At 64.8% G+C, this 12442-nt stretch carries 13 protein-coding genes; 1 reads left to right on the forward strand and 12 read right to left on the reverse strand.

Annotated features, from left to right (window positions below; translation table 11 throughout):
• Window positions 1-138: 138 nt before the first annotated feature.
• The 11 genes from QDT69_RS08770 to QDT69_RS08820 form a co-directional block, all read right to left on the reverse strand.
• Entirely contained in the window at window positions 139-1110 is a 972-nt protein-coding gene (locus QDT69_RS08770; RefSeq protein WP_279706204.1) for a tripartite tricarboxylate transporter substrate binding protein BugD, read from the reverse strand.
• 120 nt (window positions 1111-1230) lie between these two features.
• On the reverse strand, window positions 1231-2472 hold the full coding sequence (locus QDT69_RS08775) for a threonine synthase (protein WP_279706665.1): 1242 nt from the start codon (window positions 2470-2472) through the stop codon (window positions 1231-1233).
• 175 nt (window positions 2473-2647) lie between these two features.
• A complete protein-coding gene (gene lpdA / locus QDT69_RS08780) occupies window positions 2648-4069 on the reverse strand; it encodes a dihydrolipoyl dehydrogenase (RefSeq protein ID WP_279706205.1) in 1422 nt (473 codons plus the stop codon).
• A gap of 17 nt (window positions 4070-4086) precedes the next feature.
• Window positions 4087-4329 (reverse strand): hypothetical protein, encoded by a 243-nt coding sequence (locus tag QDT69_RS08785; protein ID WP_279706206.1) that lies wholly within the window; start codon window positions 4327-4329, stop codon window positions 4087-4089.
• The gene (locus QDT69_RS08790) at window positions 4330-4506 is read right to left on the reverse strand and encodes a hypothetical protein (protein WP_165445499.1); all 177 of its coding nucleotides are present in this window, start codon (window positions 4504-4506) and stop codon (window positions 4330-4332) included.
• Window positions 4507-4518: 12 nt separating this feature from the next.
• Complete coding sequence (locus QDT69_RS08795) at window positions 4519-5877, reverse strand: pyruvate dehydrogenase complex dihydrolipoamide acetyltransferase (RefSeq protein ID WP_279706207.1); 1359 nt, start codon at window positions 5875-5877, stop codon at window positions 4519-4521.
• 2 nt (window positions 5878-5879) lie between these two features.
• Window positions 5880-6185: a DUF5076 domain-containing protein gene (locus tag QDT69_RS08800; protein WP_279706208.1), complete on the reverse strand. Its 306-nt coding sequence runs from the start codon at window positions 6183-6185 to the stop codon at window positions 5880-5882.
• 5 nt (window positions 6186-6190) lie between these two features.
• Entirely contained in the window at window positions 6191-7588 is a 1398-nt protein-coding gene (locus QDT69_RS08805; RefSeq protein ID WP_279706209.1) for a pyruvate dehydrogenase complex E1 component subunit beta, read from the reverse strand.
• Window positions 7589-7634: 46 nt separating this feature from the next.
• Window positions 7635-8654, reverse strand: coding sequence for a pyruvate dehydrogenase (acetyl-transferring) E1 component subunit alpha (gene pdhA / locus QDT69_RS08810; RefSeq protein WP_279706210.1), 1020 nt, complete (start codon window positions 8652-8654; stop codon window positions 7635-7637).
• A 159-nt stretch (window positions 8655-8813) separates the two neighbouring features.
• Window positions 8814-9131, reverse strand: coding sequence for a septum formation initiator family protein (locus tag QDT69_RS08815; protein ID WP_021079258.1), 318 nt, complete (start codon window positions 9129-9131; stop codon window positions 8814-8816).
• A 99-nt stretch (window positions 9132-9230) separates the two neighbouring features.
• Window positions 9231-9782, reverse strand: coding sequence for an NAD(P)H-dependent oxidoreductase (locus tag QDT69_RS08820; protein WP_279706211.1), 552 nt, complete (start codon window positions 9780-9782; stop codon window positions 9231-9233).
• A gap of 277 nt (window positions 9783-10059) precedes the next feature.
• Between QDT69_RS08820 and QDT69_RS08825 the strand changes: the two genes are divergently transcribed.
• The gene (locus tag QDT69_RS08825) at window positions 10060-11175 is read left to right on the forward strand and encodes a D-alanine--D-alanine ligase (protein ID WP_279706212.1); all 1116 of its coding nucleotides are present in this window, start codon (window positions 10060-10062) and stop codon (window positions 11173-11175) included.
• A 110-nt stretch (window positions 11176-11285) separates the two neighbouring features.
• Here QDT69_RS08825 and QDT69_RS08830 read toward each other — a convergent pair whose 3' ends face one another.
• Window positions 11286-12425, reverse strand: a complete 1140-nt coding sequence (locus QDT69_RS08830; protein WP_279706213.1) for a zinc-binding dehydrogenase — start codon at window positions 12423-12425, stop codon at window positions 11286-11288.
• Window positions 12426-12442: the final 17 nt, after the last annotated feature.

Genomic DNA, 12442 nt, shown 5'->3' on the forward strand with positions numbered 1-12442 from the left:
GAAGGCCGGGACCCATAACCACCGCGTTTGATTGTGATCGGGAACGTGGCCCCAGCGTCGCGCCGCAACCAACGTTTGGAGTAATTGGGTCCCGGCCCCGGTGCGCATTGCGCACCAGGCCGGGACGACGTTGCGTCTTCACTCCACCTTCACGTTGGCGGCCTTGATCATCGGCCACCACTTCGCGATTTCCGCCTTCTGCCAGGCGCCGAGTGCTTCCGGCTTCAGCTGGTCTTGCGGCGGCATCTGCAAGCCGAGATTTTCGAGCTGCTTCCTCACGGCGGGATCACGCAGCGCCTGGATCGCAGCCGTGTTGAGCTTGGCCACGATCTCCTGCGGCGTGCCCTTCGGCACCCAGAGGCCGGACCACAGCGTCATGTGGAAGCCGGGCAGGCCTGCCTCATCGACCGTCGGGACTTCGGGCGCATTCGCGACCCGCTTGGAATCGGTGACGGCATAGGCGCGGATGTTGCCGGCACGAACCTGGTTGATCGAGTTCGAGGTCTGATCGACGATGATGTCGATCTGGCCGGCGACGAGGTCGTTCAGCGCCGGCCCGGTGCCGCGATAGGGCACGTATTGCAGCTTGATGCCGGAGACATTCTCGAAATAGAGCCCCGCGATATGGCTGCCGCTGCCGGCGCCGGCGGTGCCTGCGGTCGGCGGCGCCGGCCGCGACTTCAGCCATGCGAGCAGCTCCTTCAACGTCTTCGCCGGCACGTCGTTCTTGCTGACGATGATCATCGGATTGCTCGGCAGCAGCACCACCGGCTCGAGATCCTCGACGAGGTCGTAGCCGAGCTTGTAGATCGCGCCGTTTGCGACGTGGGTACCGAGATGGCCGAACGAAACGGTGTAGCCGTCCGGCGCCGCGCGCACCGCGCGGCCGACGCCGATCGAACCGCCCGCTCCGGTCACGTTCTCGATCAGGACCACCTCACCGAGCGACTGCTTCATCCGCTCGGCAAGAATGCGCGCCATGGCATCCGACGGACCGCCGGCGGCGAACGGCACGACGATGGTGATCGGGTGCGCGGGCCAGGTTTCCGCGTGTGCAGCGCCGACTAGCGTCACAAACGCGGCCAAAACAGCCCACAGGATTCGACGCATCATTCACTCCATCAAATGACACCGTCATTGCGAGGAGCGAAGCGACGAAGCAATCCATGGTTCAGCAAGCGGTGAGATGGATTGCTTCGCTGCGCTCGCAATGACGACTGCAACAACAGGTTAGAACTGCGAGAAGTCGATCGGCTTGTGCCGGTCGAGCGCGCGGGGCACCGGCGGCAGCGGGTATTTCAAGCCGCTGGCGCAATTGAACAGCATCACGCGGTCACCCTTCGAGACGCGGCCGTCGGCAAGGCTCTCCTTGTAGGCGGCATAGGTCGCAGCGCCCTCAGGGCACAGCAGGAGCCCCTCCTCACGCGCGACCTCGTTGAGCGCGGCGCTGATCTTGTCGTCATCGACCGCGATCGCAAACCCCTTGCTCTCGCGCACCGCGCGCAGGATGAGGAAGTCGCCGATCGCCTGCGGCACGCGGATGCCGGAGGCGATGGTGTGGGCGTCCTCCCAGCGCGCCGCATGCTCGGTGCCAGCCTCGTAAGCACGCACCATCGGCGCGCAGCCGGAGGCCTGCACCGCGACCATGCGCGGGCGCTTCGAGCCGATGAAACCGATCTTCTCGAGCTCGTCGAACGCCTTCCACATGCCGATCAGGCCGGTGCCGCCGCCGGTCGGATAGAAGATCACGTCGGGCACGTCCCAGCCGAGTTGCTCGGCGAGCTCGAGGCCCATCGTCTTCTTGCCCTCGATCCGGTACGGCTCCTTCAGGGTCGACGTATCGAACCAGCCGACCTTGGCCTTGCCCTCGCCGACGATCTTGCCGCAGTCGTCGATATAGCCGTTGACGCGATAGACGGTGGCGCCCTGCAGCTCGATCTCGCTGACATTCACCTCCGGCGTATCCGCCGGGCAGAAGATCGTGGTCTTGATGCCGCAGGAGGTCGCGTAGGCCGCGAGCGCCGCGCCGGCATTGCCGTTGGTCGGCATCGCCATGTGCTTGATGCCGAGCGCCTTGCCCATCGACACCGCCATCACGAGGCCGCGCGCCTTGAACGAGCCGGTCGGCAGCCGCCCCTCGTCCTTGACGATGATCTCACCGCCGCCGAGCTTGGCGCCGAGCCGCGGCAGCCGGATCAGCGGCGTTGTGACTTCGCCGAGGCTGACGATGTCCTGGCATTTGCGCACCGGCAGCAGCTCGCGGTAGCGCCATAGGTCGGCCGGACGTTCGGCCAGCGCATCCTTGGTGAGCGCCTTCTTCACCCCGGCGAGGTCGTAGCGCACCAACAGCGGCTTGCCGGCCTTGGACAGGTTGTGCACCTGGTCGGCTGCATAATGATCGCCCTCCATCGCGCATTCGAGATGGGTCACGAAGGTCGGGCGTTCGATGGTGAGGTTGTCGTTGTCTTTCACTGGCTTCATCGCCTTTCTTGTTCTGCTCTATTGCTGTTAGACCCGTCACCCTGAGGAGGTCGCGAAGCGGCCGTCTCTAAGGGCGAACGGCCCGCTGTTCGATCCGGGCCGTGCATCCTTCGAGACGCGCTCCGCGCTCCTCAGGATGACGGGACCGTGGCCGCCGTCCGCGGCCTCAGATATTCAGCACGCGCCCATAGGCGTCGAGCACCGCTTCCTTCATCATTTCCGACAAGGTCGGATGCGGGAACACGGTGTGCATCAACTCCTCTTCGGTGGTCTCCAGATTCATCGCCACCACATAGCCTTGGATCAGCTCGGTGACTTCGGCGCCGATCATGTGTGCGCCGAGCAGCTGGCCGGTCTTCTTGTCAAACACCACCTTGACGAGGCCCTGGTCTTCGCCGAGCGCGATCGCCTTGCCGTTGCCGACAAACGGGAAACGGCCGACGCGGATCTCGCGGCCGCCTTCCTTGGCCTTGGCTTCGGTGAGGCCGACGGAGGCGACTTGCGGGTTGCAGTAGGTGCAGCCCGGGATCATCAGCTTGTCCATCGGATGCGGATGCAGACCCTTGATCGCTTCGATGCAGATCACGCCCTCATGCTCGGCCTTGTGCGCGAGCATCGGCGGTCCCGCGACGTCGCCGATCGCGTAGATGCCGGGGACGTTGGTCTTGCCGAGGCCGTCGATCACGATGCAGCCGCGATCGGTTTTGACGCCGAGCTTTTCCAGCCCGAGACCCTCGATATTGCCGACCACGCCGACCGCCGAGATCACGCGCTCGAATTCCTTGGTCTGCGGCTGGCCCTTGCCGTCGTCGATGGTCGCGACCACGCTGTCGGCCTTCTTCTCCAGCTTGGTCACCTTGGTCGAGGACATGATCTTGATGCCCATCTTCTCGAACCGCTTGCGCGCGAGGCCGGCGATCTCCGCGTCTTCCACGGGGAGGATCTGCGGCAGCACCTCGACCACGGTGACGTCGGCACCCATGGTGTGGAAGAACGAGGCGAACTCGATGCCGATCGCACCGGAGCCGACCACCAGCAGCGACTTCGGCATCCGCTCCGGCACCATCGCCTCGAAATAGGTCCAGATCAGCTTCTTGTCGGGCTCGAGCCCGGGCAGCACGCGCGGCCGCGCGCCGGTCGCAATGATGATGTGCTTGGCCTGGTAGGTGCCCTCGCCGCTCGCGCCCTTCGGCGCCTCGACCGCGGACTTCTTCACCGTGATCTTGCCGGGCGCGTCGATCGTGGCATCGCCCCAGATCACCGTGACCTTGTTCTTCTTCATCAGGAAGCCGACGCCGTCGTTGAGGCGCTTCGACACGCCGCGCGAGCGCTGCACCACCGCTTTCGGATCGAACGAGACATTGTCGGCCGACAGCCCGTAATCCTTGGCGTGCTGCATGTAGTGATAGATCTCGGCGGAGCGCAGCAGCGCCTTGGTCGGAATGCAGCCCCAGTTCAGGCAGATGCCGCCGAGATAGGACTTCTCCACGATCGCGGTCTTGAAGCCGAGCTGCGCGGCGCGGATCGCGGTCACGTAGCCGCCGGGGCCGGAGCCGATGATGATGACGTCAAAGGATGTGTCGGCCATGGCGGCTCCCGTTCAACTCAACGTGTAACGCCGCGGGCGCGGCTTCTTGCGATCAACGACCTGACCAGCCATTCGAGCCCGATCGCCACGGCCATAATGGCCAGGGCCGTCAGCACGATCGGCTGGGCGATATTCCGTGCCAGCTGTTCGCCGGCGAAGAACGCGGAGTGCAGCAAATCGAACCCGACCGGATTGCACACCAGCACGGCCGACAGCAGCAGCGAAATCCAGGGCCAGCGCGTGCGGGCCAAGCCGGCCACTCATCGGTACTCCTGCCATACCGCACCGAGAAATATGGTCCACACCAGCGCCAGCACACCGGCGCCGATCATCATCAACCGGAACTGGAACGTCGATATCAGGTCGCGGTTGACCGCGACGAGCAGCGCAACGGCTATGGCGGCGAGCAGAACGTACGGACCTGACATCGCGTACATGGCGGATGCCCGTCACACCATCATCATCACGGGATTTTCGATCAGCTGCTTGAAGGCGCCGATCAGCTCGGCGCCGAGCGCGCCGTCGATGGCGCGGTGATCGCACGACAGGGTCACGCTCATGACGTTCGCGATCTCGATCTTGCCGCCGCGCACGACGGGGCGCTCCTCCGAGGTGCCGACCGCGAGGATCGAGGCGTGCGGCGGATTGATCACGGCGGTGAAGTGGTTGATGCCGTACATGCCGAGGTTGGAGACCGCGGTGGTGCCGCCCTGGTATTCTTCCGGCTTCAGCTTACGGGCGCGGGCGCGCGCGGCAAAATCCTTCATCTCGTTCGAGATGGTCGAGAGCGTCTTGGTCTCGGCCTTGCGGATGATCGGCGTGATCAGGCCGCCCGGCATCGCCACCGCGACGCCGACGTCGGAATGCTTGTGCTTGAGCATGCCGCCTTCGGTCCAGCTGACGTTGCAGTTCGGAATCTTCTGCAGCGCGACCGCCATCGCCTTGATGACGAAGTCGTTGACCGAGATCTTGTAGAGCGGCTTCTTCTCCTTGTCCTTCGGCGCGGCGGCGTTGATCTCTTCGCGCGCGGCGAGCAGCTTGCCGATGTCGCAGTCGATGGTGAGATAGAAGTGCGGGACGTTCTGCACCGAGGCGGTGAGACGCTGCGCGATGGTGCGGCGCATGCCGTCATGCGGCACGACTTCATACGAGCCTGGCTCGAACAGCGCCAGGATCTGCTTGTCCGACATCGACGGCGCGATGCTCGGCCCCGCGGCGGCGGGCGCCGCCGCCGGCGCCTTCAGGCCCTTGCCGGACTTGGCGTCGTCGACATCGCGCGCGATGACGCGGCCGTGCGGTCCGGTGCCGGTGATGCGGGAAAGATCGATGCCGGCTTCCTTTGCCAACCGGCGCGCCAGGGGCGAAGAAAAGACGCGGGCGTGGCCGTTGGCTTGCGCGGCGGGTGCCGCAGCAGGCTGCGGCGCCGGCGCTGCGGCCGGTGCCGGCGCAGCCACTGGTGCGGGAGCCGCGGCAGGCGCGGCCTGCGCGGCGGGCTTCGGGGCTTCGGCGGGCTTGGCGGCCGGAGCAGTGCCGGCTCCGGCGCTGGCTGCCGCCTTCACATCCTCGCCGTCGCCGGCCATGACCGCGATGACGTCGTTGACCGGCACGTCCTGCGTGCCCTCCGGCACCAGGATCTTGGCGATCGTGCCCTCGTCGACCGCCTCGACTTCCATCGTCGCCTTGTCGGTCTCGATCTCCGCGATCACGTCGCCGGACTTGACCTTGTCGCCCTCTTTCTTGAGCCACTTGGCGAGATTGCCCTTTTCCATCGTCGGCGACAGCGCGGGCATGAGAATATTGATCGGCATTGTCAGTGACCTTGTTGCGACCGCGGTTTGGTTTGGCCCATGTCGGTCGGCCGGGCGATTTCGGCTTCGAACATCTCGACGATGCGCGCGAGCGCCTCGTCCTCGGTGTATTCGCTCTCGCGCGAATAGGCGCGCGCGGCGTGGCGGGCGATGTCGACGAGCATCAGCCCCCACATGTCCGGCTCCTCGAAGGCGCGCTGGAACGCGATCGACAGGCCGCCGTCGACGACAAAGGCGCGCAGCACCTCGACGGCGTCGTCGCGGCCTATCACGTCAGGCGGCAGCGGCTGCTCCTTGGGACCGGCCATCGGCGTTACCGGTAGGACACGGCCTTGGCGGCCGCGACCACCTCGGCGACGGAAGGCAGAGCAAGCTTTTCGAGATTGGCGGCATAGGGCATCGGCACATCCTTGCCGGAGACGCGCGCGACCGGCGCATCGAGATAGTCGAACGCATGCTCCATGATGCGCGCGGCGACCTCGGAGCCGACGCCGCTCTGCTGCCAGCCCTCCTCCACCGTGACCGCACGGCCGGTCTTCTTCACCGAGTTGATGATGGTCTCCGTGTCCATCGGACGGATGGTGCGCAGGTCGATCACCTCGGCGTCGATGCCCTCCTTGGCGAGCTCGTCCGCGGCCTTCAGCGCATACGACATGCCCATCGCCCAGGACACGAGGGTGACGTCCTTGCCGGCGCGCGCAATCCGCGCCTTGCCGATCGGCACAATGAAATCGGCGAGCTTTGGCACCTCGCCGGTGTGGCCGTACAGCACCTCGTTCTCGAGGAAGATCACCGGATTGGGATCGCGGATCGCGGCCTTGAGCAGGCCCTTGTAGTCGGCGGCCGAATACGGCGCGATCACCTTGAGGCCCGGAATCTGCGAGTACCAGGCGGCGTAGTCCTGGCTGTGTTGGGCGGCGACGCGCGCAGCGGCGCCGTTCGGGCCGCGGAACACGATCGAGCAGCCCATCTGGCCGCCAGACATATAGAGCGTCTTGGCGGCGGAGTTGATGATCTGGTCGATCGCCTGCATCGCGAAATTCCAGGTCATGAACTCGACGATCGGCTTCAGCCCGGCCATCGCCGCGCCGACGCCGACGCCGGCAAAACCGTGCTCGGTGATCGGCGTGTCGATCACGCGCCGCGCACCGAATTCCTGCAACAGGCCCTGCGTCACCTTGTAGGCGCCCTGATACTCGGCGACCTCCTCGCCCATGATGAAGACGTCGCCGTCGCGGCGCATCTCCTCGGCCATCGCATCGCGCAGCGCCTCGCGGATGGTCTGCGTGACCATCTCGGTGCCCGCGGGAATTTCCGGATCGGGCAGCGCCTCGCTGACCGGCGCGGCCGGCGCCTTTGCTGCCGGCTGCGGCGCTTCCGCCTTGGCTTCGGCAGCAGGCGCAGCCTCCGCCGCCTTCGGCTGCGGCGCTGGTGCCGCAGGCACCTTGGCGAGGTCGGCGGCGCTTTCGCCGTCCGCCAGAATCGTGGCGATCGGCGTGTTCACCGCGACATCGGCGGTGCCTTCCGGAATCAGGATCTTGCCGAGCGTGCCCTCGTCGGTTGCCTCGACCTCCATCGTCGCCTTGTCGGTCTCGATCTCGGCGATCACGTCACCGGACTTGATGGTCTCGCCTTCCTTTTTCAGCCATTTGGCGAGGTTGCCCTTCTCCATGGTGGGCGACAGCGCAGGCATCAGCACTTGAATGGGCATATCGGCTCCCGAAATCGATCTTGAAATTCGTCTGCGCGGGGTGGGGTCAGCGGTAGATGTCGGTGTAGAGCTCGGATGCATCCGGCTCCGGATCGTGCTGCGCGAAGTCGGCGGCTTCGTTGACGATCTCGCGCACCTCGGCGTCGATCGCCTTCAGATCCTGCTCGCTGACGCCCGACGCCAGCAAGCGGTTGCGCACCTGCTCGATCGGGTCCTGGTCGTGACGAACCTTCTCGACTTCCTCGCGCGTGCGGTACTTCGCGGGATCGGACATCGAGTGGCCGCGATAGCGGTAGGTCTGCATCTCGAGGATCATCGGACCATTGCCGCCGCGGCACCATGCTGTGGCCTCATCGGCGGCGGCCTTGACCGCGCGCACGTCCATGCCGTCGACCTGCCTGCCGGGAATGTTGAAGGAGGCGCCGCGCTTGGAGAAATCCTGCTGCGCCGAAGCGCGCGACACCGAGGTGCCCATCGCGTAGCGATTGTTCTCGATGACGTAAATCACCGGCAGCTTCCACAGCTCAGCCATGTTGAAGCTCTCGTAGACCTGGCCCTGGTTGGCCGCGCCGTCGCCGAAATAGGTCACGCTGACGTTATCGTTGCCGCGATAGCGGTTGGCGAAGGCAAGGCCGGTGCCGAGCGACACCTGCGCGCCCACGATTCCGTGACCGCCGTAGAAATGCTTCTCCTTGCTGAACATGTGCATGGAGCCGCCCTTGCCGCGGGAATAGCCGCCGCGGCGTCCGGTCAATTCGGCCATCACGCCCTTAGCTTCCATGTCGCAGGCCAGCATGTGGCCGTGGTCGCGGTAGCCCGTTATGACCTCGTCGCCCTGCTTCAGCGCCATCTGCATGCCAACCACAACGGCTTCCTGGCCAATATAGAGATGGCAGAAGCCGCCGATCGCACCCATGCCGTAGAGCTGACCGGCCTTCTCCTCGAAGCGCCGGATCAGGAGCATGTCCCGCAGTGCCTTGAACTCCTGCTCCTTGGAGAATTCGGGGGGAGAACCAGCCTTCTCTTGCCCTGATTCTTTTGCGACGGTTTTCTTGGGTGCGGCCATGGCAATTCCGGGTGAGAGAAGTCGGAGAACCCTCTCTAACCCAACTCAAATCACCTTGGAAGGATTGCGTTCGCTCGATGGAATTTTGCTATGCCGCACTGCAGCGCGGCGCGACACTTTTGTGATAGCACGCGATTATTTTTGAAATTTGAGAACGCGTCAGTTCGACTTGTTGATCCGGACCAGATCACGCGGGTTGGCGTAGTCGAGCTGGAAGCGCGCGCGCTCGTCCAGCATGTCGGGATCGACCCGGTCCGACCGCAACAGCGACACCCGCTGCTCGCCCTCGGCGCGTTCCTTCTTCAGCCGCGCGAGCTCCGAGGTCAGCGCGATGATTTCCTGGTCGAGCTCCTGCCGCGCGTTCAGGCCGTATTTGCCGGTATAGGCGTTGACGCCGAAATAGCCGACCATCAGCGCCGCCAGCGTGTAGAGCGCGAGCCCGGTCAGAATCGATTTGAGGCGCGTACGGGAAACCATGGCCGCGAAGATGCGGCCATGGGGTTAACGGAGTGCTAAACCAAAGCGTTTTCGAGCGAAGTGGATGCCGGTTCGCGTGAAGAAAACGCGTCAACAAGGTCAGCCGTTCTGCTTTTCGATAAAGGCCGCGAAGGCGCCGAGATACTGCTGCAGCACGCCCTTGAGCGACTCCTTGGTCAGTTCGCCCTTGTCGTCGAAGGCATCGCCGACACCGTTGAGATAGGCTTCCGGCTGGCCGAGGATCGGACCGGAAATGCCCGGCAGGATGTTCTGCAGATGCTTCACCGCGCTGACGCCGCCGAGCGGTCCCGGCGAATTGCCGATGATGCCGATCGGCTTGCCGATAAACGAGCTCTTGCCGTAGGGCCGCGAGGCGACGTCGATCGCGTTCTTCAGCACGCCCGGAATCGAGCGGTTGTATTCGGGGGTCACGAACAGCACGCCGTTCGACTTCTGCAACTTCTCGCGGAAGGCCAGCCAGTCCGCCGGCGGGGCGGCCTCGAGGTCCTGGTTGAAGAAGGAAATGCCTTCGAGGGTCGTCACGTCGAGCTTCAGCGATGCCGGTGCGAGCTTGGCCAGCGCATTGGCAATCTTGAGCGAGAAGCTCTGTTTGCGGATGCTGCCGACGATGGTGACGATGTTATAGGCCATAGCAATTTCCCTCGGGTTGTGCGTGAAGCTCGCGCACTTCACCTACCGGCGCTCCGAGAAAGATGCAAGTGCATGGATCGTTCAATTCCGGAAACCCAGTGTTCACGAAATTTGACCGAACGGCCATGAGGCTCTGCCCCCAAAGCGTTGGCGCCTCCGGATCGGCCACCGGCCGCTCCGCCCGAAAACCGCGTCGGGCGAGCGCTCGGGGCCAATTGTCGACACGTTCCTCCAAACATACTGTTGCCGGATTCGACCGCCGACCGAAGAGCGGACAATGGCAGAGCGCAAGAGACGGATTGCAATCCTGTTCGGCGGACGATCGGCCGAACATGACGTGTCGCGGGCGTCGGCGGCGAACGTGCTTCGCTCGCTCGACCCGGATCGCTATGAGGCCACGGCGATCGGCATCACCCGGGATGGCCGCTGGATCGTTGCCGATGCCGGCAACGGCGCCGGCGCGGGTGGCGGCGCGCTGACCATTCCGGACCATGGGCCGCAACTCGCGCTGCTGCCGGGCGGACAGGGCCGCGTCGTGGTGCTTCCGGGACCTGAGGCAGTGCCGGCGGAATTGCCGGCATTCGATGTCGTCTTCCCGGTCCTGCATGGCCCCAATGGCGAGGATGGCACGGTGCAGGGTGCGCTGGAGTTGTCCGACGTGGCCTATGTCGGCTCGCGCGTGATGGGCTCGGCGGCCGGAATGGACAAGGACATCGCCAAGCGCCTGCTGCGCGAGGCGGGATTGCCGATCGTCCCCTTTGTCGTGATGTCGGTCGCCGCCCCGGTCAGCTACGACGACGCGGTCAGCGCCCTCAGCTCGCAGGAGCTGTTCGTCAAGCCGGCCAACATGGGATCATCGGTCGGCGTGTCGAAGGCGCGCAACGCGGCGGAATTCGAGGCCGGCTGCAAACTGGCGTTCCGCTTCGACACCAAGATCCTGATCGAGCGCTGCATCGCGCCGATCCGGGAGGTCGAGTGCTCCGTGCTCGAGGATGCCGAGGGCCGCGTGCGTGCCTCGCAGCTCGGCGAGATCGTGCCGTCCGACAAGCACGGCTTCTACTCCTACGACGCGAAGTATCTCGATGCGGATGGTGCCCTGCTTCAGGTGCCCGCCGACGTCCCGCCCGCCGTGGCAGATCGCATCAGGGAGCTCGCGATCAAGACGTTCGGCGTGCTGGGTTGCGAAGGCATGGCGCGCATCGACTTCTTCCTGCACGGCGAGCAGGCGTTCGTGAACGAGGCGAACACCCTGCCCGGCTTCACCAACATCAGCATGTATCCGCGGCTGTGGGAGGCCAGCGGCCTGCCGCAATCCGAGCTGATGGACGTCCTGATCGGCCATGCCCTGGAGCGTCACAAACGCTCCAGGGCACTGGCATTCGAGCGCGACTAGCAGGATCCGGAAAAGTGCGAAGCGGTTTTCCGGAAGGATCATGCTCAAACAAGAATCCAAAGCGCGATGACGATTCAACCTAATCTCATCGCGCTTTAACCTCCGCTCGGTTACGCGCCCTTGTTCGGATTGATCAGGAATTTCTCGCCGGTCGCGCGCTTGCCGTAGACGGCGATGTTGTCGAGCTGCAGGGTTTCCTGCAACGACACCACCTTGGTGTAGTGACTGGCGAAGGTGGTCTTCAACTCGGCAACCACCCGCTGGCGCAGCTTGTTGCCCGCCTCCGGACCGATCTTCATCAGGAACGGGAACAAGAGCCAGCCGCCGACGCCCCAGGCCATGCCGAAGCCGCGCGGCAACTCGATCGAGCGGGTGTCGAGGCTGCCGTAGACATAGACCTGCTTGTGCACATTCGAGCCGTAGCGGCTGTAAGCCTTGGCGGTCTTGTTGATCGCAGTCTCCATCGCGACCAGGATCTGGCCCGCGAGCTTGCCGCCGCCGATCGCATCGAAGGCGATGGTCGCGCCGGTCTCGACCAGTGCGCCGGTGAGCTTGTCCATGAAGTCGGGCGCGCTGGAATCGACGATATGCTTGGCGCCGATCTTGTGCAGGATGTCGGCCTGCTCCTTGTTGCGCACGATGTTGACGAGGCCGATGCCGTCCTTGAGGCAGATCCTGTTCAGCATCTGACCGAGGTTCGACGCCGCCGCCGTGTGCACCAGCGCCTTGTGGCCCTCGCGACGCATCGTCTCGGTCATGCCGAGCGCGGTCAGCGGATTGACGAAGCAGGACGCGCCTTCCGCGGGCGTGGTGCCTTCGGGCAGCGGCAGGCATTCGTTGACACGCAGCGTGCGGTATTGCGCATACATCGCACCACCGATCATCGCGACGGTCTTGCCCATCAGCGCTTTCGCCGCGTCCGACGAGCCGGTCCGGATCACGACGCCGGCGCCTTCATTGCCGACCGGCATCGACTCGTCGAGCCGGGCGGCAAGGCCCGGCAACGCCGCTTCCGGCACGCGCGCAGTCACCACGGGCAATTCCTTGCTGCCGGAGACCTTGGCGGCCGACATGTCGGCCGGGCCGATTAAAAGCCCAAGGTCGGACGGATTGATCGGGGTCGCCTCGACCCGGACCACGACCTCGTCGGGACCGGGCTCGGGGGTCGGGACATTGACCAACGACAATTCCAGTTCGCCATCCTTCTTGAGCAGCGAACGTAGTTGCAGACCGTTCTTGCCGTCACTCATCCCGACCTCCCCTTTTG

The sequence above is a fragment of the Bradyrhizobium sp. CER78 genome, assembly GCF_029846235.1.
Lineage (GTDB): Bacteria > Pseudomonadota > Alphaproteobacteria > Rhizobiales > Xanthobacteraceae > Bradyrhizobium.